Here is a 24,896-nt window from a genome sequence, read left to right on the forward strand (position 1 = left end):
AAAACAATCAACCCGACCTTGAGGCATACGCGTAGTAATGACAATGTTTAGTCACAATTGCTGCTAGTAGAGTCTGCCTCCGCCTCGCGTACATAAACCGCACGTTCCCCGCCGATCAGCTTCGGCCTCGTAAAGGCCATCGTCAAATGAGCGGATCCGATCGAACGGACGGATGGCCGTACCGGCACCGCGACGCGCTTCAAATGCATGCCGATGAACGTATCGCCGATATCGATGCCGGCATGCGCCTGCACGGTTTCGACGAGGCAAGCGTCAGGCAGCGCTCGGAACGCGTAGGCCGCCATGGAGCCGCCCGCCTTGCGTACCGGAACAGCCGATACGAGCTCGAGCCCGTAGCGCTCCGCCGCTTCGCGTTCGATGACAAGCGCCCTGTTCAAGTGCTCGCAGCATTGAAATACCGGGTAAAACCCAAGCTCGCGCCGCACCGCCTCGATGCCGGCATAGATCGCTTCCGCCGTCTCCAGCGTGCCGGACGTGCCGATCCGCTGGCCCAGCACCTCGCTCGTGGACACGCCCACGACGAGCAGCTGCCCTTGTCGAAGGCCTCCCGCTGCCGACAGCTCGCGAACGGCCGTCTCCACGTCGCTCGTCAGCCGTGCCGGCTGCCAAGCCGCTTCCGTATCCGTATGGCTCACGGTCATCCGCTCCTTATTCCGCGTGCGCGGGATGCGCGTATTTCGATTCGATCTGCTTCACTTTGCTCAAGCGGCCGACATGACGCTCGCCGCCTGAGAACGGCGTCTCCAGCCAGATGCGGATGATTTCCTGCGCCATGCCCGGTCCGATGACGCGCTCGCCCATAGCCAATACGTTGGTGTCGTTATGGTCGCGCGTAGCCTGTGCCGAAAACATGTCGTGCACGAGCGCGCAGCGGATGCCCGTTACTTTGTTCGCGGCGATCGACATGCCGATGCCGGTGCCGCAAATGAGAATACCCCGGTCAGCTTTCCCTTGCGCGACCAGCTCGCATACCGGCAGCGCATAATCCGGATAATCAACGGACTGCTCGCAGTCGCAGCCGACATCCTCCACTTCATGGCCCAGCGATTGAATGAAAGGGACTACGACTTCCTTTAGGCTATAGCCCCCGTGGTCTGCTCCGATGGCGATTTTCATCCTGCATATACCTCCCGATTGAGACCGCGCGATGGCGGAAATTGTCGATTCACAATGGTTCTAGTATACCTGATTTCGCTGGAAAAGACGAAAAAAGAGCAAGCATGCTTACGCACGCTGCTCTTTGCCCAGGCGACCGGCCGTATGATCCGATGCTCCACCGTGGTTGGACCCACTTTCGTCGCCAGTTACATCGGAAACCGTCTTTAATTGCTTTTATCATACCGGATCATGCCGGCAAAATCAATCCGTTCCGGACGAAATGCCCCACCCAATTATTTACGCTGCTGCAGCCGGTCGAGCAGCTTGTGGAGGGCTTTCTCGATCTCCGCGGCGCTCTCCTCGTAGATCTGCAGCGAGCCGCCGAAGGGATCGGCGATGTCGAAGCTCGGGATGCCAGCTTCCAGCTCCAGCAGCCTGCGGCGCTCCGCGTCCGTCAGCTGCCCGCCGAGCGCCTGCTTCATTTGAAAATCCGTGTACAGGCTCTCGAGCTCCGCGATGCGCCGCTGTCCTTCTTCGTCGTGATGCACGAATTCCAGCAGCGTATGCGTCTTGTCGACGGCCGCCGGGAAGCGCTGGAGCAGATGCCGTTTGTGGCTGGCCGTCATCGTCAATATGAGGTCGGCCCAGGTAACCGAACCGCTCTCGAGCGCGGTGGAGCCGTTGTTATGTTGAATGTCCCGGCGGCGAAGCACGGACTGCGCGTTCGTCGATACGGGCAATCCGTCGACGGTGGATACGCCGGCGGAGCGGACCTCCAGCGCCATGCCGCGCTTCTGGGCCAGAGACCGAAGCATAGCCTCCGCCATCGGCGAACGGCAGGTGTTACCGGTACATACGAATAAGATCCGTTTCATACGAGAAACCTCCTCTAGGTTGATTGTTGGCTTACTGTCTTCAGAATATGATCAACAGCCCAAACGTAAATAGAATGACGCCGCCGATCGCTTCCCCATATTCGCCCAGGCTGGAGCTGACCCTGCGGCCGAGCATCAGCCCCGCGATCGACATGCAGCCGCCGGCCAAGCCGAACAACAGCACAGCGACCAGCATATCCACGGCGAACATGCCAAGCGATAGTCCGACCGAGAACGAATCGATGCTGACGCTGAGGGCGAAGATCAGCATGCCCCATGCGCTGCGGGGATTGATCGACGTCACCGCCCCTCCGCGGAGCGAGGTGTAAATCATATGGCCGCCGAGCAAGAGCAGCAGCCCTCCCCCGGCCAGAGCGGCCACGCTGCCAAGCAGCGCGCCGACGTAATTGCCCGTAAAAATGCCCATCACCGGCATCAAGATATGAAAAAGCGCGATGAGCGCGCTCAGCTTGAGAATATCCAGCAGCCGAATGCCTTTGAGCCCGATGCCCACGCCAAGCGAAAATGCATCCATCCCGAGTGCCAGCGCGATGATAACCAGTGTCATCAACTGCCCCGCGTGCATGCCCGCCTCAACCATGCCGAACCACTCCCTGTCCATAATCTCATCCAAGCATATGCGGACAAGGTTGGAAAGATGACCGGAAGGGCTGGGGCGATTGGCGGGAGAGCTTGTGGAGGGCGGAAACGGCGATTCGAAGCGCCGGGGGCAGGTTACCGCCGGGCGCCCGGACAGTTGGCGGTTGTGATTCTATGCGTTCTGCCGCGAGGGTGCGCAATTCGTGCGGCAGACACTGCGGGCGTGGCTGGGATAAAGTGCGGCCGGCGGCACCCGGCGCACCCTTCGCCGGAATTCTGGCTGGCGTTACGCATGTGGTGCTCGAGGTGCACCTCTTGGCTGGCATCGTCCAGTTTTCGGCCAATGTGGTGCACTAGGTGCACCTCTTCAGCGAAATGGGATGCACTGCTTACCGCGCGAGCAGGCTGCGACGCGAGGGTCGCGCTAGACGCGGACGACGGAGTGGCCGGCTGCCTTGGCCAGGCGGTTCATGAGCGCGTGCCCGATGCCGTGCTCGGGGCACGTCTCGGCCCAGATGCGCTGCACCCCCTGCGCATCGAACTCGCGCAGCGAGGCGTATAAGCCGTGCGCGGCAGTGTCGAGCCGCGCCAGGCTGCCGACGACGAGCACGCAGTCGGCCTCGTACCGAGCGGCATGCTCGGCAAAGGCGAGCACGCCGGTCCGCTCGCCGCTCTCCCGCGCTTGGCGGACGGCGGCGGCGATCCAGGCCGCGACCGCATCGGGGTCGCCTTTGACCAGCTGCATCTGCCCTTGCGGCGCATAGTGCGCGTACTTCATGCCGGGCGATCGCGGAGCCTGCGCGGCACCCGCGTCTTCCGCGGCCTCCGGCGCGGCGACGGCGTCATAGACGACCGCCGCGCCGGCCTCCTGCAGCGCCTCGGCGGTCACCCCGCCCGGCCGCAAGATACGTACCGTGCCGCCGTCCACCACCTCGACGACGGTCGACTCCAGTCCCACGCCGGCGGCGCCGCCATCGACGATCCCGTCGATGCGGCCGCTCAAGTCGCCCTGCACATGCGAGGCAAGCGTCGGACTCGGACGGCCCGAGCGGTTGGCGCTTGGCGCGGCGAGCGGGCAGCCCGATTCCGCGATTAGCGCGAGCGCAACGGCGTGTGCAGGCATGCGCACGGCCACCGTATCGAGGCCTGCGGTGACGCGCGCGGATACCGCGCCCGGCTTCACGGGCAGCACGATCGTCAGCGGTCCCGGCCAAAACCGGTCCATGAGACGATCCGCTAACGCGCCGGCTCCCTCGGACTCCAGCGGCAGCGTCAGCTCCGCGAGCTGCGCAAGGTCCGAGATATGAACGATGAGCGGATTGTCCGAAGGCCTGCCTTTGGCCTCGAATATCCGCGCCACCGCTTCCGTTCGGCGCGCGTCGGCGCCAAGCCCGTACACGGTCTCCGTCGGGAAGGCGACGGTGCCGCCCGCTCTTAACAGTTCCGCGGCCGCTCTCAGCTGCTCACGATCCGGGTCCTGGCTGTCCACGCTCCAAAAGCTTGTATTTCGTACAGGTAAATTCATGTTCACGGTCGGTTCTCCAGCTTCTGCAAAAATGCTTCTTTTTATAGCTATTATACCATACGCGTCACCGCATGAAACAAAGCGCCACTTACGGCGCAGGACAGGGTGGAACAAAAAAACAGCAGGCCCATTCGCATAACGCGAGTGAGCCTGTTGCCCGTCATTAGCTGAACAGATGCTTGAAAAAGCTGAAGATCGATTTGAGCAGCTCCCACAGGAAGAACTTCACTTCCGGCTGCTGCGGCGCGCCGTTGTCGCTTCCGTCTGCCGTAGGGGCTTTCGCGTCTGCCTGCTTCACGTTTGCTGCGTTGTCCGCTTGCTTGCCGCCGCTATTTCCGGCATCGCCTGCCTTGGCTGTCGCTGTCGTCACTGCCGCTGCCGCCGGCGTCGAAGCTTCGCCGCTTACGGCATCCACGAAGCAGAGGGGAGGAAACAGCACGCACCACCAGTTTTGTCCGGCACCAGCGCCGAGGGTGATGCGAAGGGCTTCATAGTTGCCTGCGGGATAAACTTCCGTGCCATATATTTTGGTGGGGAACGGGACGATGCCGAGTTCCGCCTTGTAGCCGTAATGGAATCCGCGCGCATTCAGCTTCGCGGCAATCAGGGTGTCGATGTCGTCCATGTGGGCATTGATCGTGCTGCGGGCTTCCTCGATCGTTTGCGGACCGGTGACCCAGGTTTTCATTTCTTCGACGATCGCATCGCGAACCTCGCGTTTGACCAGTTGGTCCGTGGCGCTGTCCGAATTAGCGAGAATGCGCAGACGGATGGATTCCGTAGGAATGCTGCCGCCGGCAATCGCCGCATCGGCACGCTGGAGCTCCCAGCTCATTAGAAGAATTGCCGCAATCAGAACAACGTAGCCATACACCGGACGATAAGGAAAACGGGAATAAGTGCGGATCATTTGACACAAGCTCCTTTGTGGCACCCGTCGGTGCGGCGGCTTGCGTTCCGGAACGATAATACTCCCATTATGTCCGGCGATGGCAGTCTCTAAACCTAGCAATCTAGTGAAAATGGGATTGTTTGCGGGCCTTAGTGGCCCGTCGGCGTCAACCGCTTGCCAGCGCTCCCCCCACACGCCGACGCAAAAAAGCCAGCTCCCTCGGCAAAGGAGGCTGGCTTGTTGATTCTTATTAGGGGCAAATTCGCGCCAAGCGTCTTATTCCACCGCCAGGACATGGCGGTCGATGCCCGCATAGTCCGGGATGATGCGGACTTCGCGCCAAGCGCCGATGCCGCGAAGCAGGTCGGCGACGGCCTCGGCCTGGCCGATGCCAAGCTCGAAGCCGACGATGCGCGGTAGCGCGGACAACTGCAAGAGCTGCTCCGCCATGCGGCGGTACGGCGTGAGGCCGTCGTCGCCGCCGTCGAGCGCGAGCCGCGGCTCGTGATCGCGCACCTCCGGCTGCAGGCCGGCAATGTCGCCCGCCGGAATATACGGCGGGTTGGAGACGAGCACGTCGACGCGCAGTCCGGCTACGCCCCCGGCCGCGCCATCGACGCTGCCGGGCCGCGGCTGCGCGAACGGCCCGAGCAGGTCGCCCTGCACGAACGTCATGCGCGCCTCCGCCTCATGGCGCGCCGCGTTCGTGCGGGCGACCGCCAGCGCGTCCGGCGACAGGTCGGACGCGCACACCCGCCATCGCGGACGCAGCGTCGCCAGCGTCACGCCGATGGCGCCGCTGCCCGTGCCGACATCGACGACCGTCGGCACGGTAGAGCCGGCCGCGGCAAGCGGCTCGCCGGCTCCGGCAGCCTTTGCGCCTTCTGCTCCCGCCGGCCCGCCGGTACCAGCAGCCTCTGCGTCTTCTGCTTTCGCTGGCCTCTCGGCTCCCGTTCCTGCCGTTGCCGCCTCCGGCCACAGCCGATCGGCCGCTTCCAGCACGGCCTCCACGAGCAGCTCGGTCTCCGGCCGCGGGATGAGCACGGCAGGCGTCACCGCGAACGGCAAGCCGTAGAACCACTGCTCGCCGATCAGATATTGCACGGGCTCGCCCGCGGCTTTGCGAGCCAACAGCTCCCGCCACCGCGTATAGTGCTGCGGCGGAAACAGCTCCCGCCAATCGCGCAACAGCTGCGCGCGATCAAGCCCAAGCACATGCAGCAGCAAGAGCTCGGCATTGCTGCGCGGCTCCATGATGCCTCGCGCTTGCAGCATCGCGACCGCCTTCAGGCAAGCATCCGCAATCGTCATGGGGACGAGCAGCGACACGCCGACACCCTCTGCGTCTAACAGCGCCGCCACTTCTTCGGCGACTGCATCGCCTTCCTGTCCCGGCCGTCCGTCATTTCCCACATCGCCTTCGCGATCCTTGTGCTCCGCCATCTCTGCACGCTCCCTCCATCCATGTACCTATCCGTTTCCATCATGCGCTCCACTTCGGCATGCACCAAAAACGGGAGCGCACCAAGGGAGAACACTGAAATCCTTTCAGCGTTTTCCCAAGGCTGCTCCCGTTCATCTCAACGATTCCGAACGCTTACGCGAGGTTCTCGCGTTCCATCAATTCCGTCTGCGCCGTCAGCGTCAGCGCGTTGATGATCTCTTCCATGTCGCCGTTCAGCACGGAGTCCAGCTTATGCAGCGTCAGACCGATACGGTGATCGGTTACGCGGCTCTGCGGGTAGTTGTACGTGCGGATCCGCTCGCTGCGGTCGCCCGTGCCCACTTTGCTTTTGCGTTCGCCGGCATACTTGGCTTCTTCCTCTTGGCGCTTCAAATCCGAGATCCGCGCGCGAAGCACTTGAAGAGCCTTCGCCTTGTTCTCGTTCTGGGACTTGCCGTCCTGACACTGCGCCATGATGCCCGTCGGCACGTGAAGCACGCGCACGGCGGATTTGGTCGTGTTGACGGACTGGCCGCCCGCACCGCTGGAGCAGTAGGTATCGACGCGAATGTCTTTATCGAGAATCTCGACTTCGACCTCTTCGACCTCCGGCATAACAGCTACCGTCGACGTCGATGTGTGAATCCGGCCGCCGGATTCCGTTACCGGAATACGCTGCACGCGGTGCGCGCCGCTCTCGTATTTCAGCTTGCTGTATGCGCCTTTGCCCGTCACCATGAAGATAACCTCTTTGAAGCCGCCGAGATCGCTCTCGCTCGCTTCCATCAGCTCCACGCGCCAGCCTTGCGTATCGGCGAATTTCATGTACATCCGGTACAAATCCGACGCGAACAAAGCCGCCTCGTCGCCGCCGGCCGCGCCGCGGATCTCGACAATGACGTTCTTATCGTCGTTCGGATCTTTCGGAAGCAGCAGCACGTGAATCTCTTCTTCCAGCTCCGTCATGCGCGTGCTCAGTTCGTCGATTTCCATCTTGACCATCTCGCGCATGTCATCGTCGAGCTTCTCGTTCTGCATGACTTTCGCATCGTCAAGCTGCTCGGATACCTGCTTATATTCCGTAAATGCCGTATAAGTGGGCTGCAAATCCGACTGTTCCTTGGAGAGCTCGCGCAGTCGCTTCGGATCACTTGCCACATCCGGATCGCACAACAGCTCGCTCAACTTCTCGTATCGATCGGCGAGTGCCTGTAAACGGTCCAACACTGTCCTTCACCTCTATATTGTTTTAGAATAAATCCAATCTTCGTCTCCTTAGTATAACATAACGCGCCGCATTCCATAAACGTGACAATTTTGGAGAATTGGCATGCATCGGATATCGAAGGCAGCTTTCTTCAAAAAAAGAAACCTTCCGCTCGCGGCCGGCTTGGCGTTGTTCGCCTCAGCGGCCGCCCGGACGCATTCGCGTCCCGCGGAAGATCCCTTCTACTGGCCTTACGTCAAAGCCGATTACTCAGTCATGACATTGTAGCTCGTCACTTCGTCAACCGCCAAGCGGATCGTCGCGTGTCCCGGCTTCGCCGCTTTGCCGACCGCGATCAGCATGATCGGCAGGTAACGCTCGCTGACGCCGAACATTTCTTTGAACTTCGCGGCATCATAACCGCCCATCGGCACCGTATCCCAGCCGCGCGCGCGCGCCGCAAGCATCAATTGCATGGAGACCAAGCCGCCGTCCGTTGCCACGATCTTCGATCTCACTTCGGAAGGCAGGGCCGAATACATCCCGACCGAGCGTTCCACGAACGCTTTCGCCGTGTCGGCCGGCATGAAGCCCGCTTCGACCGCGCGACCGAAAATCGTCTCGGTCAGCTTGTAGGATTCCAAATCGCCCAGCACGGCGATAATCGCGGAGGCTTCCACCACTTGCTGCTGATTGAACGCGATCGGCAGCAGCTGCTGCTTCAGCTCCTCGGAATCGATGACGAGAAAGCGCCAAGGCTGGAGGTTCGAAGAAGACGGGGCAAGCATCGCATCGGCGAGCAGCCCGTTCATTTCCTCGCGGGAAATCTTGAAGCTTGGATCGTACGATCTAACGGAGCGACGCTCGCGGATAACCGTGGAAAACGCTTGTTCTTCGACTTGCTTTTGTTGAATAGACATCATGAATTCCTCCTATGAATTTGTCTGTGTTAAATTTTGCACAGTATGGATCAAAAAAATATGCGTCGCTTGCAGTGTATGTGTCTCCGATCAAACTGTTGCGTATAACGCACAGTATAAGACGAAAAAAAATCGATGTCAACCGCCTGTTTTTTGCTTGCTGTCGCAATTGGTGGTCCGGTCGGCCAGATCGCCAAGCGTGTATCTCCCCAGGAGCGCTTGCAGCGATTTGTCCATCTCCGTCGAAATTTCGGAGAAGATGGCATTCATCTCCACGCCGAACGGATGCGAGCCCGTCGTCTCTTTCATGCCATTGCAAAGCGGGTCCGCGACCTGCAGCGCGTTGAAGACGTCGGAGAGCGAAACCGTATAAGGGTCTTTGCGCAGGCGATAGCCGCCGTCCCGGCCTTCGCGCGTCTCTAAAATGCCTTCTCTGGCGAGAATGGCGAGGATGCGCCGAAGCAACGTCGGCTCGGATTGAAGCTGGAGAGCGAGTTCCGCGCTCGGACAAGTTTGGACTTTGTCCCGGGACAAAATGACGAGCGCCTGCAAGGCAAGCCCAAACCATTTGGGATTATGGGAGCCCGTGCATTTCTCCATGTTCATTTTGATTCCCTCCTTTAGCTTCGTGTGCTTGAATTGTATCGAATCCTCGCGCCCCCGGCAAGAGGCAAATCCCTGCCCTTGTACGCGAGGCGAGCCGTTTGCCGACATCGCCGGACGCAGGAGAAGGTGACGCGAGCCACTCCGAAGGCGGCAGCCGATACGCACGCAAGCAAAAGACCCGGTTGCCCGGGTCCCAGTCCATCGCGCGTTAGCAACGCCGATCTTATACGTTGAAACGGAAATGCATGACGTCGCCGTCCTGCACCACGTATTCTTTGCCTTCCAGGCGCAGCTGGCCGCGCTCTTTGGCCGCGTTCATGGAACCCGCCGCCATCAGATCGTCGTAAGACACGACTTCGGCACGGATAAAGCCGCGTTCGAAATCGGTATGAATGACGCCAGCCGCTTGCGGCGCCTTCATGCCCTTGCGGATCGTCCATGCGCGTACTTCCTGTACGCCGGCCGTGAAGTACGTGTACAAGCCAAGCAGCTTGTAAGCCGCGTGGATAAGGCGGTTCAAGCCCGATTCCGTCAGGCCGAGCTCTTCCAGGAACATTTCCTTGTCTTCGCCTTCCAGCTCCGCGATCTCGGCTTCCACCTTCGCGCTGATCGGCACGACTTGCGCGCCTTCCGCTTTCGCGAATTCGCGCACGAGCTCGACGTAGCTGTTGCCGTCGGAATTCGCCGCTTCGCCTTCGCTGACGTTCGCAGCGTACAGCACCGGCTTCATCGTGAGCAGGTGAAGATCGCGCACGAGCGCCTTTTCCTCGTCGGAAAGCTCGATGCTGCGCGCCGGCTGATCGTTGTACAGCGCTTCTTTGATACGTTCCAGCGTCTCCACCTCTTGGGCAACCTTCTTGTCGCCGCCCTTCAGGTTTTTGCGGGAACGCTCGATTTTGCGGTCGACGGAGTCGATGTCCGCCAAGATCAACTCCAGGTTGATCGTGTTGATGTCGCCGATCGGGTCCACTTTGCCGGATACGTGCGTGATGTTGTCGTCCTGGAAGCAGCGCACCACGTGCACGATCGCGTCTACCTCGCGGATATGGGCGAGGAACTTGTTGCCTAGGCCTTCGCCTTTGCTCGCGCCCTTCACGATGCCCGCGATATCGATGAATTCGAAGGCGGTCGGCACCGTCTTGTTCGGCACCACCAATTCCGTCAATTTATCCAAACGCTCGTCCGGCACCTCCACGACCCCGACGTTCGGGTCGATCGTGCAGAACGGATAGTTCGCGGACTCCGCGCCCGCTTGCGTAATTGCGTTAAACAGCGTCGATTTGCCTACGTTCGGCAAGCCGACGATACCAGCTTTCAAAGCCATTGCCGTACACCCCTGTTCCGTATTAAACAATCTCAGGCCATTATACATGAAGGGGCATAAATAAAAAAGGCGAATCCGTCCCCTTCCCGCAATTTGCCTGCTGCCTTTCCGCGGTCTTCGCGCCGCGGCCTCCCGGCTCCGCGCAAGGCATGGAGCCCTGAAAGCGGGTCTTTACGCCGACCCCGTTTGAATGGGCTTTTTCCCTTTTCTCGCATTTGCTCCGTTGCGGGAACCGATGCCAGCCTTTAGGACCAGCGGCCGAGCGTCCACCCGAATCAACCCGCTCCGAACGCATGCCTGCCGTGCAATCCGAACATACTACGTGCGACGCAACCTTATGGAGGTGAATCGGCATGGAGAACAAGACCCACGAAGGCAATTACAAAGGCACGACCCATATGAAAGCCAAAAACCAAGACATGGCCTTCGTCAACGATACATTGGAGGACGCCAAGTCCATCACGAATTACAGCAGCGTGAAGAAGAAAACGGATAAGTAACGCGCGAGTGGGACTTCCTGCGACGACGAAAAAAGGCGCCCATGCCGGTCTCTTCGACCGAATGGGCGCCTTTGTTGTCGTTCCATGCCGTATTCAATTAGAAGCAAGCTACGCACCGCCGCCTGCCGCGCCCGTATAAATATGGATCGCATCCCGCAGGAATTCCGCCGCCCCGGGCTGGCTCGCGTCGTAATACGCCCGGAAGCGCTCGTCGTCCACATACATCTGCGCTAGATTGGCATGTGCCTCCTTGCTGTAGCGGTCCCAATAGAAGCTCAACCACTGGCGATGAAGATCCGCTGCGCGCTGCGCGATCTCGCCTGCCGGATCCCCGGTCTTGAACGCTTCCGCAAGCGTATCGGTTACCTCCTGCGTCAGTCGGTTCAATTGCTCATGCTGCTCCTGCGTCATGCCCTTCAGCTTGGCGTTCGACTTGTTCACGGAATCGTCGCCGTATTTCTCCCGCGCTTCCTTGCCGTATTGCCGCTCGTTATCGTCGATCATCCGCTGCTTGAAGCCCTCGAATTTCTCTTGGTCGCTCATGTCCGTTCTCCCTTCGGCCGATGCGATCGTTTTCTCCACGTTCGCGATAAGCGCATCGAGCTGTTTTCGTTTATCGAGAAGCTGTTCGCGGTGCCGGCGCAGGGCCGCCTCGGAGTCGAAGGCCGGATCCGTCAGGATCGCTTTGATCTGGTCCAAGTGAACGCCCAGCTCCCGGTAAAAGAGAATCTGCTGCAGCCTGCCGACCTCCGCCTGACCGTAAATCCGATAGCCGGACGCATTCGTCCTGGCCGGCTTCAAGAGACCGATCTCATCGTAAAACCGCAGCGTCCGCGTGCTGATTCCCGCGAGCCTGCCCAGCTTTTGCACGGTGTATTCCACCTTCTCACCTCCCGATAACCTCACTCTACACGTTGACGCAACGTGAATGTCAAACCCGAATTTTCAGGGAAAATGTTTCGCTCGCCGACTCCGTACAGCAAGCAGCTCCTTCCGCTTTCTATAGCCGGCTTCTACGGCCGGCCAAATCAAAACCCGGCGCGCTGCCGCACCGGGTCATTAGAGTTGTCGCATGGTCGAGCGCCTCCGCTGCATGCGAAAACGCTTCTAGATCCACGCGTCTTTGGAATAGCCGCGCTCTTCCCAGTACCCGGTATGATCCTCCGCGATCAGCTCGATCCGGTTCAGCCACTTGACGGACTTGTAGGCGTACATCTTCGGCACGACGAGCCGCACCGGACCGCCGAAATCGCTTGGAATCGGCTTTCCGTCGTGCATGACGGCAACGATGATATCGTCCATGTCTGCTTGCTCGAGTGTCAGCGAATCCGTGTAGACGCCGTCGCCCGAATAGAACTTGACCATTTGAGCGCTCGACTTCACCCCTGCCATGCGCAGCAGGTCCTTCAGCTTGATGCCTTCCCACGTATTGTTGTACACGGACCAGCCCGTGACGCAGTGAAAGTCGCTGACCTGCACCTCGCGCTTCAACGCCACGAACTGCTCCCAGTTCCATTGCAGCTTCTTGTCGACCAAGCCGTCGACGGCGAAGGAGAAAGTGCCGTTATCGAACTTCGGGATCGGCGTGACCGTGTAGACGCGAAACGAACCTTTGCTGCCTCCTCCGATCGGCGGACTGGAAGCCGGCAGCGGCGACGGCGCGGGAAACAGCCGGTTCGCATCCTTCTCCACCGCCAAGTTGTAATCCGTGCCGGAGCCCAGCTGATTGCCGAGCCATTTCAGGAACGACGGCCCCGCCGCGATGGCGATACCAGCGCCAATCGCCGTCTTGATGAAGGTCGCCCGCGACATAACGGGCGTAGGCTTGGCGGCGGGATGCAGACCGTCGTTCCTGCCCGAGCCGGCGGCAGCCGCCGCGCCTTCGCCGACCCGCCCGGTCTTCACGGTGCGGCGGTGCGGCTCCTTGAGCCATTTGAGCCGGGTAACGGAATGATAGACGACGTACGGCAGGCCGATCCACGTGAGCAGATCATGAATCAGCAGCGCATTACTCGACCAGCGCGGTCCGATGGCCCGGAACTGCCAGAGCAGGAGGCCCGAGATCAGCCAACCGACGAGCAGCGCAAGCACGATGACGACGTTGGCCTTTTGCGCCGTTTTCCCTCGCAGCTGCTTCCAGTGCTTTCCGGCAAGCAGCAAGTAATATGCGACCGGCACGAGCGACGCGATCCCGACGATGATGTGAACGTACCGGATGATGACGCGGCCTTCGCCGAGAATGCCGCGCCATAGCCCTTGAAACAAAATCAACCCCGTAAACGCCAGCACAACGACAATCCAACCGTTCCAGGCATGCAGGGACACCAGCTTCTTGCCATAGCCCTTGCGTACCGCCGCCAGCCACTTCGGCATGGAATCGACTCCCTTTCCGCATGAGTTCACTTATAGTAACGCTTGCCGCATGATTACGGTTCGATAATACCGGCCGTACCATGAATCCGGACTCGCTTTTCCTTGTTATTCCTATTATAACGCTTCGGGCCATTTGAAACGAACAGGCTTGCTGTTTGATTCCGCAAAAATCAGGAGTTTTCTTATTGATTGGACCATGTTTTTGCCCGAAAGAATACGAATCATTTCAGGGAAAGTATTTTATTCGAAATACTACCTTGACAGTCATAGTAGTATATCGTATTATACAGACATGGAGGTGATGAGATGAGCGAGAACAAAATCACATCCGATCTGCTTCGCGGACATACGGATACCATGATATTAAGGATCTTGTCCGAAGCAGACCGCTACGGATACGAAATTGTCAAGCTGATTGCCGAGCGTTCGGGCGGCGAGTATGAGTTAAAAGAAGCGACGATGTACTCCAGCGTCAGACGTCTTGAGACCGACGGCGATATCGAGTGGTACTGGGGCGATGAGTCTCAAGGCGGTCGGCGCAAGTATTTCAGGATTACCGACAAGGGCAAGGGTACGTACACCCGGAACAAAAGCAACTGGGAGTATGCACAGCGCGTACTAGAAAACTTATTATAAGGAGCGATTGTGATGACGAATCCGAAATTGACGAACTACTTGAACGGTGTTTTCGCAGCATACGACGAGGTAAAAAGCGTCACCGAGTTAAAGGCCGACCTGCTTATCGATCTGCAGGAGCGTTACCGCGAACTCAAGGCCGAAGGCAAGGATGACGAAACGGCCTTCGAGATGACCATCGACAGCATCGGCGACATCGAGCAGACGGTTATGGAGGTCGCCAACCTCTCCCGTTCGTTGGAGCGGCAAGTGGTAACCAACCTAAGCGCGAGCAATCTGGCTAAGAGCGACTTTGCGGGCGTTACGGCGCATAAGGGACAATTCAATGCCAGCGCGATGCGCGGTTCCGACTTTGCTGGCGCGGACTTGACCGGAAGCTCATTCAAGAGCAGCGACATTCGCGATGCCAATTTCGACGGCGCGAATCTGACCGACTGCATCCTGACCGCCAATGACCTTTCGAACGCGAGCTTCAATAAAACGATTCTCGTCCGCACCAACTTCAGCGTATCCGGCCTGGACGGCGCCAAATTCACGGGCGCAAGGCTGACCGACGTCACGCTAACCAAAACGGACCTGAGAAAAACAATCTTCGACGGCTGCATCTTCGACGGCGCGGTCTTCGAAAGTTCCGACCTGAGCGGGCAGCGTTTCGACGGGCAAACCTTTATCGGCGTCAAGTTCGACAAGTCGGCCTTGAACGAGGCTTCGTTTAGAGGCGCCACATTCAAGAACGTGTCTTTCCAAGCGTATTTCTCGCTGACCAATAAATATTACCGTTCCATCAAAACGATCTGCTTCGACGATGCCGTCATGGATAAGCTGACCTTTGCCGCGCTTAAAGGCATGGGAGCCGATTTGTCCAAAGTTACTGTTCGCTAAGGTATACGAAACGCTAAGTGAATGCTTTCGGTGCTGCGTTTCTTACGGAACGCCAAGAGTATGCTTTCGATGCTGCGTTTCTCACGAAACGCCAAGCTTATGCTTTCGATGCTGCGTTTCTTACGAAACGCCAAGCTTATGCTTTCGATGCTGCGTTTCTTACGAAACGCCTGAGGAGGAAACGGAAATGCCCATTCATTCGATTCAAGTAAAAGGACTGCACAAGGCCTACAAGCAGCATCAAGTGCTGAAAGGCGTTGATTTCGAGGTGGAGAAAGGCAGCATCTTCGCCCTGCTCGGCTCCAACGGGGCGGGCAAGACGACGGTCGTCAAAATCCTCACCACGCTGCTTAAGCAAGACGGCGGTACGGCCACGATCAACGGGTTCGACGTCGCGTCCAAACCCGACAGCGTGCGGCAGGCGATCAGTTTGACCGGGCAATTCGCCGCCGTGGACGAAATTTTGACCGGACGGGAAAATCTGATCATGATCGCCAAGCTGCGCTACCTCAAAAATCCGCGCCAGGTTGCGGAAGACTTGCTGAAACGCTTCGGCCTCACAGAGGCAGCCGACCGCAGGGCGTCTACGTATTCGGGCGGCATGCGCCGCAGGCTCGACATCGCTTTGAGCCTTGTGGGCCAACCGCAGATTATTTTCCTCGACGAGCCGACCACCGGGCTTGACCCCGAGGCGCGCATCGAGGTGTGGAAGATCGTGAAGGAGCTTGCGAACGGCGGCACGACGGTACTCCTGACCACGCAGTACCTGGAAGAAGCAGAGCAGCTTGCCGACCGAATCGCCATCCTTCACGAGGGTAGAATCATCGCCAGCGGCACGCTTGCGGAGCTAAAAAGCTTGTTCCCATCCGCAAAGGTGGAGTACGTGGAGAAACAGCCGTCATTGGAAGAGATCTTCCTTTCCATTATCGGCAAGAAGGAGGGCGCCTAAATGGAGGCCGTAAAAAAACATTTTTTCAACGATTTGAGCGTGATGCTCGGACGTTCCATGCGTCATATTTCCCGCAGCTTGGACACGATCATCTCGGTAACGATCATGCCGATCGCCATGATGCTGCTGTTCGTCTACGTGTTCGGCGGCGCCATTCAAGCCGGAACGGATAACTACGTGAATTACCTGCTGCCCGGCATATTGTTGATCGCGATCGCGAGCGGCGTAGCCTACACGGCTTTCCGATTGTTTACGGATGTGCAGCGAGGCATATTCGAACGGTTTCATACCATGCCGATTTCGCGTTCCACCTTATTGTGGGGACATGTGCTGACTTCCCTGGTATCCAACGCCATCTCCCTTCTCGTCATCATTCTCGTAGCGTTGATTATGGGCTTTCGTTCGCCGGCGGGAATCTTGTCATGGCTCGCAGTCGTCGGCATACTCGTGCTGTTTACGCTGGCATTGACTTGGGTCGCGGCCATTGCCGGGCTTTCCGCCAAAACGGTGGATGGCGCAAGCGCCTTTTCCTACCCGATCATCTTCCTGCCGTTTATCAGCTCGGCGTTCGTGCCGACCGAGTCGATGCCGAAGGTCGTGCGAGCCTTTGCCGAGAACCAGCCGGTGACCTCGATCGTGGAAGCGATCCGCGCGCTGTTGTCGGGACAGCCGGTGGGCAATGATATCTGGGTCGCTCTTGCGTGGTGCGTCGGAATTATGCTCGTAGCCTATTTCTTCGCGATGAGGGTGTATAAAAAGAAAGTATGAACATGAAATGGAACTTCGCGGATTTCGATTCCTTCAGAAGCATCGCAAAAAAGCAGCATCAAACGCTATGATCATCCGTTCCGATCAAGCGTTTGATGCTGCTTATTATTTTGCAACGGTAGTTGTGGGCGGCCGACAGCGCAGCTGTCCGCACACCGCGAAGCCAAGCGAAGCTAGCCCAAAATAAAACGGGGCGAGACGAAGGAGAGCGACCTTGGTGCGAAGCACCACGGAAGCGCTAATTCGTCTCGCCCCGGATCCCGGGCTAGCGAGCTCCCCCAAGGGGGAGGGGGCATCGCCCCAATATCCACGCCGCGGAGGTTTGCGAATGGGGACGACTTTGGTGCGGAGCACCACGGGAGTCCCCATCGCAACACCGAAGCTTAGATCTGGCCTTGGATTTTATTCTTCAGCGAATCCTTGGATTGCAGGCCGACCATTTTGTCGACAGGCTGTCCGTCTTTGAACAGGATCAGCGTAGGGATGGACATAACGCCGAATTGGGAAGCCAATTCAGGCTCTTCGTCCACGTTGATTTTGCCGATGCTCGCCGTGCCGGCAAGCTCAGTGGAAAGCTCCTCTACGATCGGAAGCTGCATTTTGCAAGGTCCGCACCATGGTGCCCAGAAATCTACGAGCGTTACGCCGCTCTCGATGCTTTGGTTAAAGTTGTCTTTCGTCAATACTTGTGCCATAACACAATCATCCTCTCTACAGATAAGTTCGAAACTATGGGAAGGGACAAACCCGTCTCACCGATAAAAAGCTAGCATTCCTTGCATTCCTTGATCTGGCCTAAAACATCGGAAATCGTAATTCCGCCGAAGTAAGCCTCCAGCTGCTTCTCCGCCTTGCAGAAGATCCCATCCATCACTTCCTGCATGTTGGAGCCGACGACACAATCCATATCCGGATTGCCCGAGCACCAGCTCGGGATAACAGAGCCCTGCGCCATGAGCCGATAGATATCGGCCAAATTAACGATCCCCGGGTCCAATGTCAGCCGGTAGCCGCCGCCCGCGCCTTCCCGCGTATCGACATAGCCGCCGCGCTTCAAGCAGCTCATGACTTTACGAATCCGGGCAGGATTGGTAGAGACGTTCTCGGCGATGGCCTCGCTTGGCGCCATTCGCTCCGGCAAGTAAGCCAAGTAAACTAAACTGTGGACGGCAATCGTGAATTCGCTGTTCATGGTTTAAGGCACCCCGCTTTGTACTGTAATCATATCAGTTACAGTTGAAGCTGTCAACGGCGTTTGCCTTATTATTTTGCGAAAAACGTCATCTTCTTATTCACGATCCGCCGGCTAATCCAGCTCGAACAGCTTCAACTGCTCCGGCTCCTCCTTCGGCGGCGGCAGCTCGAAGGAGCCTCTTGGCGGGAGCTGCCCCAGCATGGCCATCAGCTGCAAGGCATTGTCGGCAGCATCGCCGCCGGAATTATTGTTGAATAACACGCACACCTCATTCGACAGCTGCTCGAGCCGCCGCAGCCGTTCGGCCCACTCCGCAAGCTCCTGCTCGTTGTACCGGTACAAGTAACGTACATCGCGCCAGTTCGGCTGTCCCGCCGACACCCAGCCGTCCGCGTTGCGGCCGTGGAATCGCACGATCGTGAGCGCATCGTCGGCTGCTCCCTCCACGATCGGAACGGAACCGTCCCCAACCTGCGGCTCGTCGCAGACGGTATGGATCCACCCCTCGCGCCGCGCGAAGGCCAGCGTCTTCTCCCGCATCTCGCCGGCAAACCAGCTTTGGTGGCGGAACTCCAGCGCGCACCGAACATCGCCCATGCGGGCTTTGGCGGCTCGCAGCACCTCGACGTTCTGGCGCGTGCAGTTGAACCAAGGCGGATATTGGAACAGCACGGCCATCAGCTTCCCCGCCGCCCGGATCGGTGCAATGGCTTCCAGAAACGCGCGGAACATCGCTTCCTCTCCATCGAACGGATGGCTGCCGTTGCCGCCGCGGGCATGGCCCGTCATGCCCTGGTAGGCTTTGATGACGAAACGAAAGCCTTCCGGTGTATCGCTCGCCCATTTCTCCATGATGTGCGGCGCTTGGATGGCGTAGAACGTGCTGTCTACCTCTACTACCCGAAACCAATGCGCATAAACCGGCAGTTTGTTGCGCGAAGCACCGGCTTCCCGGTACAGCTCGGAATGGTCGCCCCAGCCGCACAGCCCGATTTCAATCACAGCCATCCCCTCCTCACGTTCGCCATTCTGGTCACCTTCGCCGTACTTTATTCCGAAAAAATGTCATTTTCCATCCTTCGCTCGTGCAGCATGAATGCGATAAAAGCACGAACCTGGCGCGAAATCTGTTCCTCGTGCCGGTATACGAGGCAGATATGGCGCCGGTTCGCGTACTGCGGCAGGTCTCGCATGACGAGTTCGCCGGACGCCGCTTCCCGCACGAAGCTCCGTCTGGGCAGCACGCCGACGCCGATGTTGCATTTAACGGCTTCCTTGATCGTCTCGATCGCACCCAGCTCCATGAACGCGTCCCACCGCAATCCGATGCCCGCCGCCCACTCGTCCGTCAGCTTGCGCGACGTGGAGCCGGCTTCGTGCAGGAGAAACGTCTGACGCCTCAGCTGCTCCACCGTCAGCTCGGGGCTATGCGCGAGCGTGTGGGTTGGCGAGAACACCAGCATTAATTCGTCCTCCAGCAGCTTCTCGACGACGAACCCTTCCAGATCGCCGGACGGCAGCGATACGACCGCCGCGTCGATCTCGTATTTGCGCAGCATCTCCAGCAGGCTGTCGGCCTTCTTAACGGACAGTTGGATGCGGACGCGCGGGTGGCGGCTTCCGAATTCGGCCATGTGCGGCGGCAGAAAGTACGTCGCCGGGGTGTAGCTGGCCCCGAGCTTCAGTTTCCCTTCCCCCTGGTCGCGCCTCTCCGCCATCATCGTGCCCACTTCCTCCATTAACGCGACGATCCGTCTGGCGTAAGGCAGCAGATCCGCGGCGTTGTCCGTCGGATACAGACTTCGCGACGGCTTGTGAAACAACTTGACGCCGAGCTCCTCCTCCAGCTTGCGAAGATGAAAGCTAACCGTCGGCTGCTTCAATCCGAGATTCTCCGCCGCGCCTTGAAGCGTTCCCCCGCTGCACACTTCCACGAATACGCGCAATTGCTGTACGTTCACTTCTTCGCCCCCTTGCCGGTCTTGTCTATTTCGAATATAGACGACATCTATGTTTATATCAATATATATAGATAACACTTCACAATATCTAGACGTTCCGTTAACGTTCGTCTGATACTTCTCCAGTACATTGGACATAGACCATAAGGCAGGGGAGAGATTATTCCAATGAAGAGCAAAATGAATGGCAAGACCAGCATTGCAGGTACGCTGCTGCTGCTCGCGATCGTCACCACCGCGTGCGGACAAAGCAACAACGAAACGAACGGCGGCAACGCAGCGGCAAACGGAGCGACCAACGCCAACGGCGCGAATGCGGCCGAAGCGACGAACAACGCCGGCGGCAATAACGCCGCGGCGGGCACAAACGCGGCAGGCGCGAACGCGGATCCGTCAGCCGGCAATAAAGGCACGTTGACCGTCTATCTGAACGACTTCGACGACATCGTCAAACCGATGTTCGAGGAACAAACCGGCTATACGCTCAACATCGTCAGCGGCAACGGGGCCGAGATCATGTCCCGGATCGAGGCGGAGAAAGGCAACCCGCACTGGGACGTCGTGTGGATGGATTCCATGCCGTCCATCAACGGCCTGGACAAGCAAGGACAGCTGCTCACCGGCTGGACGCCGGTCAACGCAGCGGGCTTGACGGACTTCGCCAAGTCGTTCGTGCCGGCCGACGGCGGTTACTACCCGACCGGCGCGCATGCCGCGGGCGTTATCGTATATAACAAGAACGAGATTCAAGCCGCGGACGCACCGAAGACATGGGCGGACTTCGCGAGCGACAAGTACAAGAACGCCATCGGCATGGCCGATCCGGCCGTCGCGGCGCCAGCCTATCCGTTCGTCTCATGGTTCTTCCAAGATCAAGGCATGGATAAAGCGAAGAGCTACTTCAGCACGCTGATGAAGGACGGCCTGCATGTCTATCCGAAGAACCCGAACGTCGTCGAAGCGCTGACCGGCGGCGAGATCAAAGTGGCAGCCCTGCAAGAGAGCAACGCGTACGTCATGAAAGCGAAAGGCGATCCGGTCGAAATCGTCTGGCCGGCCGAAGGCGCTCCCGCCTCCGTTCGCGTAGCCGCGATCCAGAAGGATACGAAGAACGCCGACGCCGCCAAAGCGTTCGTCGACTTCCTGCTTGATCCGAAGACGCAGCAAGCGCTTATCGACAAAGGCGACGAGAGCTACTTCGAGCCTTCCGTGGCCGGCGTGAACGCCAAAGCCGACCGCGAGAAGAACGCGAAGCTGGTCGTGGCCAAAGCCGATTGGGCTTCGGACAATGAAGCCGACATCAAGCAGTGGTTCTCGGACCAGTCGGTGAAATAATGTTCGCCCGTTCGGTCGACGGCCGCCTTGGATGGCCGATCATGCTTCTGTTGTTCATTCTCGTGCTGTGCCCGCTGGGAGCCGTCATCGTGCAGGTGATGCTCCCCGGCGTTTTCTTCGGAAGCTTGAAATTCGGCGATTGGCGCATCCTGCTCGAAATCACACAGCGTCCGCTCTGGCAGAAGTCGCTGGAGAACAGCGTCCTGCTCGCAACGGGCACGACGCTGTTCGCGACGGCGCTGGGCGGCATTCTGGCGATGGTCCGCGCGACCCGGGCATTCCCGACGGCGCGCCTGCTGGACGCGGCCGTGTGGGCGCTGCTCATTACGCCCTCATTTATTTTGTCCCAAGGCTGGGTCATGTTCGCCGCGCCCAGCGGCCTTGCGGCTTCCGTCTTCGGCTCGCATTGGGTGCACGCCTATATCTTCAGCCCGGCCGGCCTGATCACGGTCATGACGCTCAGCAAATTCCCGCTCGCCTACTTGAGCGTGCATGCTGCCATGGAGTGGAAAGTCGATACATTATCGCAGGCGGCCAGGCTGAGCGGCGCTTCGCCGTTCGCCGCTTGGCGGACAATTCAGGCGCCGCTGCTCCTGCCCGCCATTCTGTCCGGCGCGGCGCTCGTGTTCATGGACACGATCGGCGACTTCGGCCTGCCGGCCTCGATCTCGGCCGTATACCGATTCCCGACGCTGCCTTATTCCATCTATTCGGCGATCTACACGTCCCCGATCCGATTCGACATGGCCGGCGTCCTGTCATTCTATCTGGTCATCCTGATCGGCGCGGCGATGGCGCTGCAGTTCTACGCGATGCGCCGTTCGCGTTATGACTTCCTGAACGGCCGCGCGCAGCGTCAGGTCCCGCAGCCGGCAGGCCGTCTCTCGCTGCCCTTGGCCGCGGGAAACCTGCTCATCTTGGCCGTCATCATCGGCATCCCGCTCGGCACGAACGTCTGGATGTCCTTTGCCAAGACCTCTGGCGGCGGCATGCGTCTGGCCAACTGGACGCTCGCGAATTACAAGTCGTTGTTCGGCGATGGTCAGCTGCTGCTGAAGGGTCTCGGCCATTCCCTGATGATCGCAGCCTGCGCCGCTATTCTGGCTCTGCTGATCGGTGCGGGCGTCGCTTACATCCTGACGTATTCGACTTTTCGGTTCAAACGGTTCATCGAGACGATCTCTATCTTGACGCTCGCCGTGCCGGGCGTCGTGCTCGGCATCGGTTACATTTTCGTCTGGAACCAGCATTGGCTGGAGAAGATCGGGCTGCTGCTGTACGGCACGCCGTGGATTCTCGTGCTCGCCTCCGTCGCCGGCGCGATTCCCGTCATTACGCGGATGCTGGTCGGCGCGATGGCCAAGGTGCCCGCGCAGCTGCTGACCGCCGCGCAGCTCTACGGCGGTTCGTTTATCGGCCGTATCCGCGTCATTCTCGTGCCGCTTATCCGCGGCGCGCTCCTGTCGGCGGCGCTGGCCGCTTTCGGCTCCGGCGTGTTCGATCTCGCGGTCAACTCCATCCTGTTCCCGCCGAACTACGTCACGCTGCCGGTCACGATCAACAAAGCGTTCGAGGATCTGAAGTTCGGCTATGCATCGGCCGCGACCGTATTCGGCTCCGTCGTCGTCGTTCTCATTATTCTTGGCGTCGAGCTGCTGCTCCGCCGCAAGGAGGTTAAAGCATGAGCCCATCCACCGCCGCCGCTTCCGCGGCTGCCGGCGCGGAAGCGGCGCGCCAAGCATCGGGATCCGCCGCGCTTCGCGCGGCGACCCTCAAACCGACCGAGGCGCCGCTCCTTTCCGTCCGTTTCTTAAGCCGCAGCTACGGCGACTTTCAAGCGTTGAAGGGCATCTCGTTCGATATGCGGCCCGGTGAAATCATCAGCGTGCTCGGCCCTTCCGGCTGCGGAAAATCGACTTTGCTGCAGCTCGTCGCCGGCCTTCTGCAGCCGGACGGCGGGGAATTGCTGCTGAACGGCACGACCATCGCCTCCTCCCGCACCATGCTCGCGCCGGAGAAGCGCGGCGTCAACATGGTCTTTCAGGATTACGCCTTGTGGCCGCATCTGTCCGTCTTCGACAATATCGCCTATGGCTTGCGGAGGCAACGGATGTCCCGGCCCGATATCGCCCGAACGGTCGGCGAACTGCTCGAGCTGCTGCGCCTGAACGGGCTCGAGAAACGGCTGCCCCCCGAGCTGTCCGGCGGCCAGCAGCAGCGCGTGGCCATTGCCCGCGCGCTCGCCACGCGTCCGCAGCTGCTCCTGCTCGACGAGCCCCTGTCCAACCTCGACATGCGCCTGCGCGTCGAGATGCGGACGGAGATGGCGGAGCTGTTCCGCAAGCTGGGCACGAGCGTATTCCACGTGACGCACGATCCGGAGGAAGCGTTCGCCATGGCGGACCGCCTGCTCATCATGCGGGAGGGTCAGATCGACCAGATCGGAACGCCGGAGGAGTGTTACCGTCGCCCGGCCAGCCGGTGGGTCTGTTCGCTGCTGGGCGGAATCAACCAAATCCAGGGCCGGTTGGCGTACCTCCCGGACGGGACGACCGGCTTGACGCTGCAGGAAGGCGAACAGCCGATACGCGGAAGCTTCCCGGATGGCGCGAGCTTGCCCGACGGCCCTGCCATCGAGCTGCTGTTCCGGCCGGAGGATGCATCGCTGCTGGATTGGGATACCGCGGAAGCCGGGGCAGCGCAGGGCATACGGCCGAACGGCCTGCCCGTGACCGTCCGGAACCGCATTTTCGAAGGGAAACATTGGCGCAGCAAGCTCGAAACGGACTGCGGCCAACGTATCTATCTGCTGCATGACGGCCCGGTCGAGCCGGGAAGCCGCTGCTGGCTGACCGTGCCGGAAAGCTCCGCTTACTTGTATGAAAAGGCTGAATAGAAAAAGGAGAAGAGGCAGTGCGCGCTAACGCGAGTATACAATCACGGCTGCTGGCCATCTCCGACATCCACGGCTGCGAAGACGAATTGAAACAGCTGCTCGCGGCCGCCGATTACGAGCCGTCGCGCGATCGGCTGATCTTGCTCGGGGACTATATCGATGCCGCGTACCCCTTGACCTTCGGGACGCTCCGCTATATCCGGACGCTCGTGGAGCAAGGCGCATGCGCGCTGCTCGGGAACCACGAGCTGAAGCTGCTTCGGCAATTCGACCATGCCGACTCGCCCAGCGGAGAGTCGGCGGAGTGGAGCGGCTGGATTCGAGCCCTGCCCCGCTACCGGATGGAGGACGGCTACTTGTTCGTCCATGCCGGCATTCGGCCGGGCATCGGGCTGCATGCCCAGACGCTTACGGATTTGACCGAAATCCGCGACGATTTCCTGAATCACGCCAATGAGACGGAATATACCGTCGTGTTCGGCCATACGCCGACTTTTAAGCTGGGCGCCCGCCCGGGGAAACTATGGTTCGGCGCAGGCAAGATCGGCATCGACACCGGCGCGAAGCACGGACAGCGGCTGACGTTGTTCGACGTGCATGAGCGGATCAGTTATTGGTGCTCGACGTCCGGACTGGGCTGGGGAGCGTCGGAAGTGTACCAGTCGGCGTATTGAATCGGATGGCCGCTAGAATCGGAAGCACCTCATGCACGCGTCGCCAATGGCCGTTCCGGCCAGCGGACGGCGGTGCAGGGTGCTTTTTTTACGGCCGACGGCGCGGCGCACGACGAGCATACGATCGTCGATTGCCGTGACGGCGGCCCGCTCCCCGTTTCAGCTTTGCCCTCTCTCTTGGCATGCCGCCTTTTCCCGCAGCCGCCCCCTCCGCT

At 59.6% G+C, this 24,896-nt stretch carries 26 protein-coding genes and 1 riboswitch; of the genes, 9 read left to right on the forward strand and 17 right to left on the reverse strand.

The window, feature by feature from the left end; all coding sequences use genetic code 11:
* Window positions 1–47: 47 nt before the first annotated feature.
* The 11 genes from AC0YNU_RS25335 to ychF form a co-directional block, all read right to left on the reverse strand.
* Window positions 48–662 carry a TIGR01440 family protein gene (locus AC0YNU_RS25335; RefSeq protein ID WP_475761464.1) on the reverse strand — a complete coding sequence of 205 codons (615 nt, stop codon included), beginning with the start codon at window positions 660–662 and terminating at the stop codon, window positions 48–50.
* Between the two features lie 7 nt (window positions 663–669).
* Window positions 670–1,137, reverse strand: coding sequence for a ribose 5-phosphate isomerase B (gene rpiB, locus AC0YNU_RS25340; protein WP_475761465.1), 468 nt, complete (start codon window positions 1,135–1,137; stop codon window positions 670–672).
* Window positions 1,138–1,256: 119 nt separating this feature from the next.
* Window positions 1,257–1,339: riboswitch (ZMP/ZTP riboswitch) on the reverse strand.
* A 73-nt stretch (window positions 1,340–1,412) separates the two neighbouring features.
* Window positions 1,413–1,994 (reverse strand): low molecular weight protein arginine phosphatase, encoded by a 582-nt coding sequence (locus tag AC0YNU_RS25345; RefSeq protein ID WP_475761466.1) that lies wholly within the window; start codon window positions 1,992–1,994, stop codon window positions 1,413–1,415.
* A 40-nt stretch (window positions 1,995–2,034) separates the two neighbouring features.
* Complete coding sequence (locus AC0YNU_RS25350) at window positions 2,035–2,595, reverse strand: manganese efflux pump MntP (protein WP_475761467.1); 561 nt, start codon at window positions 2,593–2,595, stop codon at window positions 2,035–2,037.
* A gap of 423 nt (window positions 2,596–3,018) precedes the next feature.
* Window positions 3,019–4,119, reverse strand: a complete 1,101-nt coding sequence (locus AC0YNU_RS25355; protein WP_475761563.1) for an L-threonylcarbamoyladenylate synthase — start codon at window positions 4,117–4,119, stop codon at window positions 3,019–3,021.
* A gap of 163 nt (window positions 4,120–4,282) precedes the next feature.
* A complete protein-coding gene (spoIIR, locus tag AC0YNU_RS25360; RefSeq protein WP_475761468.1) occupies window positions 4,283–5,029 on the reverse strand; it encodes a stage II sporulation protein R in 747 nt (248 codons plus the stop codon).
* 258 nt (window positions 5,030–5,287) lie between these two features.
* Window positions 5,288–6,322 carry a N5-glutamine methyltransferase family protein gene (locus AC0YNU_RS25365; protein WP_475761565.1) on the reverse strand — a complete coding sequence of 345 codons (1,035 nt, stop codon included), beginning with the start codon at window positions 6,320–6,322 and terminating at the stop codon, window positions 5,288–5,290.
* A 286-nt stretch (window positions 6,323–6,608) separates the two neighbouring features.
* A complete protein-coding gene (gene prfA, locus AC0YNU_RS25370; protein ID WP_475761469.1) occupies window positions 6,609–7,682 on the reverse strand; it encodes a peptide chain release factor 1 in 1,074 nt (357 codons plus the stop codon).
* A 246-nt stretch (window positions 7,683–7,928) separates the two neighbouring features.
* On the reverse strand, window positions 7,929–8,582 hold the full coding sequence (locus AC0YNU_RS25375) for a nitroreductase family protein (RefSeq protein ID WP_475761470.1): 654 nt from the start codon (window positions 8,580–8,582) through the stop codon (window positions 7,929–7,931).
* A gap of 138 nt (window positions 8,583–8,720) precedes the next feature.
* Window positions 8,721–9,188 carry an RrF2 family transcriptional regulator gene (locus AC0YNU_RS25380; protein WP_475761471.1) on the reverse strand — a complete coding sequence of 156 codons (468 nt, stop codon included), beginning with the start codon at window positions 9,186–9,188 and terminating at the stop codon, window positions 8,721–8,723.
* Between the two features lie 223 nt (window positions 9,189–9,411).
* On the reverse strand, window positions 9,412–10,512 hold the full coding sequence (gene ychF, locus AC0YNU_RS25385; RefSeq protein ID WP_475761472.1) for a redox-regulated ATPase YchF: 1,101 nt from the start codon (window positions 10,510–10,512) through the stop codon (window positions 9,412–9,414).
* A 353-nt stretch (window positions 10,513–10,865) separates the two neighbouring features.
* On the opposite strand from ychF, the gene AC0YNU_RS25390 reads away from it, so the two are divergent.
* Window positions 10,866–11,012, forward strand: a complete 147-nt coding sequence (locus tag AC0YNU_RS25390) for a hypothetical protein (protein WP_170312376.1) — start codon at window positions 10,866–10,868, stop codon at window positions 11,010–11,012.
* A gap of 108 nt (window positions 11,013–11,120) precedes the next feature.
* Here the strand turns inward: AC0YNU_RS25390 and AC0YNU_RS25395 are convergent, their stop codons facing one another.
* Together AC0YNU_RS25395 and AC0YNU_RS25400 are read right to left on the reverse strand one after the other, a co-directional pair.
* The gene (locus AC0YNU_RS25395) at window positions 11,121–11,894 is read right to left on the reverse strand and encodes a MerR family transcriptional regulator (protein ID WP_475761473.1); all 774 of its coding nucleotides are present in this window, start codon (window positions 11,892–11,894) and stop codon (window positions 11,121–11,123) included.
* 225 nt (window positions 11,895–12,119) lie between these two features.
* The gene (locus tag AC0YNU_RS25400) at window positions 12,120–13,385 is read right to left on the reverse strand and encodes a molybdopterin-dependent oxidoreductase (protein WP_475761474.1); all 1,266 of its coding nucleotides are present in this window, start codon (window positions 13,383–13,385) and stop codon (window positions 12,120–12,122) included.
* A 306-nt stretch (window positions 13,386–13,691) separates the two neighbouring features.
* Between AC0YNU_RS25400 and AC0YNU_RS25405 the strand changes: the two genes are divergently transcribed.
* The 4 genes from AC0YNU_RS25405 (at window position 13,692) to AC0YNU_RS25420 (ending at window position 16,620) form a co-directional block, all read left to right on the forward strand.
* On the forward strand, window positions 13,692–14,021 hold the full coding sequence (locus AC0YNU_RS25405) for a PadR family transcriptional regulator (protein ID WP_475761475.1): 330 nt from the start codon (window positions 13,692–13,694) through the stop codon (window positions 14,019–14,021).
* 12 nt (window positions 14,022–14,033) lie between these two features.
* Window positions 14,034–14,903, forward strand: a complete 870-nt coding sequence (locus AC0YNU_RS25410) for a pentapeptide repeat-containing protein (protein ID WP_475761476.1) — start codon at window positions 14,034–14,036, stop codon at window positions 14,901–14,903.
* A 187-nt stretch (window positions 14,904–15,090) separates the two neighbouring features.
* The gene (locus AC0YNU_RS25415) at window positions 15,091–15,852 is read left to right on the forward strand and encodes an ABC transporter ATP-binding protein (RefSeq protein ID WP_475761477.1); all 762 of its coding nucleotides are present in this window, start codon (window positions 15,091–15,093) and stop codon (window positions 15,850–15,852) included.
* Entirely contained in the window at window positions 15,853–16,620 is a 768-nt protein-coding gene (locus AC0YNU_RS25420) for an ABC transporter permease (RefSeq protein WP_475761478.1), read from the forward strand.
* A gap of 383 nt (window positions 16,621–17,003) precedes the next feature.
* Here the strand turns inward: AC0YNU_RS25420 and trxA are convergent, their stop codons facing one another.
* The 4 genes from trxA to AC0YNU_RS25440 form a co-directional block, all read right to left on the reverse strand.
* A complete protein-coding gene (trxA, locus tag AC0YNU_RS25425; RefSeq protein ID WP_475761479.1) occupies window positions 17,004–17,315 on the reverse strand; it encodes a thioredoxin in 312 nt (103 codons plus the stop codon).
* Between the two features lie 71 nt (window positions 17,316–17,386).
* Complete coding sequence (locus tag AC0YNU_RS25430) at window positions 17,387–17,812, reverse strand: RrF2 family transcriptional regulator (protein WP_475761480.1); 426 nt, start codon at window positions 17,810–17,812, stop codon at window positions 17,387–17,389.
* Window positions 17,813–17,926: 114 nt separating this feature from the next.
* On the reverse strand, window positions 17,927–18,817 hold the full coding sequence (locus AC0YNU_RS25435; protein ID WP_475761481.1) for a DUF72 domain-containing protein: 891 nt from the start codon (window positions 18,815–18,817) through the stop codon (window positions 17,927–17,929).
* Window positions 18,818–18,864: 47 nt separating this feature from the next.
* Entirely contained in the window at window positions 18,865–19,776 is a 912-nt protein-coding gene (locus AC0YNU_RS25440) for a LysR family transcriptional regulator (RefSeq protein ID WP_475761482.1), read from the reverse strand.
* 168 nt (window positions 19,777–19,944) lie between these two features.
* Between AC0YNU_RS25440 and AC0YNU_RS25445 the strand changes: the two genes are divergently transcribed.
* The 4 genes from AC0YNU_RS25445 to AC0YNU_RS25460 are packed head-to-tail and all read left to right on the forward strand — an operon-like array spanning window position 19,945 to window position 24,681.
* Window positions 19,945–21,111, forward strand: coding sequence for an extracellular solute-binding protein (locus AC0YNU_RS25445; RefSeq protein ID WP_475761483.1), 1,167 nt, complete (start codon window positions 19,945–19,947; stop codon window positions 21,109–21,111).
* Window positions 21,112–21,152: 41 nt separating this feature from the next.
* On the forward strand, window positions 21,153–22,796 hold the full coding sequence (locus AC0YNU_RS25450) for an ABC transporter permease (RefSeq protein ID WP_475761484.1): 1,644 nt from the start codon (window positions 21,153–21,155) through the stop codon (window positions 22,794–22,796).
* On the forward strand, window positions 22,793–24,007 hold the full coding sequence (locus AC0YNU_RS25455) for an ABC transporter ATP-binding protein (protein ID WP_475761486.1): 1,215 nt from the start codon (window positions 22,793–22,795) through the stop codon (window positions 24,005–24,007). The genes AC0YNU_RS25450 and AC0YNU_RS25455 overlap by 4 nt, the downstream gene beginning before the upstream one ends.
* 17 nt (window positions 24,008–24,024) lie before the next feature.
* Complete coding sequence (locus tag AC0YNU_RS25460; protein WP_475761488.1) at window positions 24,025–24,681, forward strand: metallophosphoesterase; 657 nt, start codon at window positions 24,025–24,027, stop codon at window positions 24,679–24,681.
* Window positions 24,682–24,896: the final 215 nt, after the last annotated feature.

The organism is Paenibacillus sp. J31P316, from assembly GCF_056269105.1.

Coding starts and splice junctions, on each gene's coding strand:
- AC0YNU_RS25415 (WP_475761477.1), top strand. CDS start 15,091: ATGCCCATTCATTCGATTCAAGTAAAAGGACTGCACAAGGCCTACAAG.
- AC0YNU_RS25335 (WP_475761464.1), bottom strand. CDS start 662: ATGACCGTGAGCCATACGGATACGGAAGCGGCTTGGCAGCCGGCACGG.
- AC0YNU_RS25390 (WP_170312376.1), top strand. CDS start 10,866: ATGGAGAACAAGACCCACGAAGGCAATTACAAAGGCACGACCCATATG.
- AC0YNU_RS25400 (WP_475761474.1), bottom strand. CDS start 13,385: ATGCCGAAGTGGCTGGCGGCGGTACGCAAGGGCTATGGCAAGAAGCTG.
- AC0YNU_RS25420 (WP_475761478.1), top strand. CDS start 15,853: ATGGAGGCCGTAAAAAAACATTTTTTCAACGATTTGAGCGTGATGCTC.
- AC0YNU_RS25345 (WP_475761466.1), bottom strand. CDS start 1,994: ATGAAACGGATCTTATTCGTATGTACCGGTAACACCTGCCGTTCGCCG.
- AC0YNU_RS25365 (WP_475761565.1), bottom strand. CDS start 6,322: ATGACGATTGCGGATGCTTGCCTGAAGGCGGTCGCGATGCTGCAAGCG.
- AC0YNU_RS25375 (WP_475761470.1), bottom strand. CDS start 8,582: ATGTCTATTCAACAAAAGCAAGTCGAAGAACAAGCGTTTTCCACGGTT.
- spoIIR (WP_475761468.1), bottom strand. CDS start 5,029: ATGATCCGCACTTATTCCCGTTTTCCTTATCGTCCGGTGTATGGCTAC.
- AC0YNU_RS25405 (WP_475761475.1), top strand. CDS start 13,692: ATGAGCGAGAACAAAATCACATCCGATCTGCTTCGCGGACATACGGAT.
- AC0YNU_RS25430 (WP_475761480.1), bottom strand. CDS start 17,812: ATGAACAGCGAATTCACGATTGCCGTCCACAGTTTAGTTTACTTGGCT.
- AC0YNU_RS25350 (WP_475761467.1), bottom strand. CDS start 2,595: ATGGTTGAGGCGGGCATGCACGCGGGGCAGTTGATGACACTGGTTATC.
- AC0YNU_RS25455 (WP_475761486.1), top strand. CDS start 22,793: ATGAGCCCATCCACCGCCGCCGCTTCCGCGGCTGCCGGCGCGGAAGCG.
- ychF (WP_475761472.1), bottom strand. CDS start 10,512: ATGGCTTTGAAAGCTGGTATCGTCGGCTTGCCGAACGTAGGCAAATCG.
- AC0YNU_RS25450 (WP_475761484.1), top strand. CDS start 21,153: ATGCTTCTGTTGTTCATTCTCGTGCTGTGCCCGCTGGGAGCCGTCATC.
- AC0YNU_RS25410 (WP_475761476.1), top strand. CDS start 14,034: ATGACGAATCCGAAATTGACGAACTACTTGAACGGTGTTTTCGCAGCA.
- AC0YNU_RS25445 (WP_475761483.1), top strand. CDS start 19,945: ATGAAGAGCAAAATGAATGGCAAGACCAGCATTGCAGGTACGCTGCTG.
- trxA (WP_475761479.1), bottom strand. CDS start 17,315: ATGGCACAAGTATTGACGAAAGACAACTTTAACCAAAGCATCGAGAGC.
- rpiB (WP_475761465.1), bottom strand. CDS start 1,137: ATGAAAATCGCCATCGGAGCAGACCACGGGGGCTATAGCCTAAAGGAA.
- AC0YNU_RS25355 (WP_475761563.1), bottom strand. CDS start 4,119: ATGAATTTACCTGTACGAAATACAAGCTTTTGGAGCGTGGACAGCCAG.
- AC0YNU_RS25380 (WP_475761471.1), bottom strand. CDS start 9,188: ATGAACATGGAGAAATGCACGGGCTCCCATAATCCCAAATGGTTTGGG.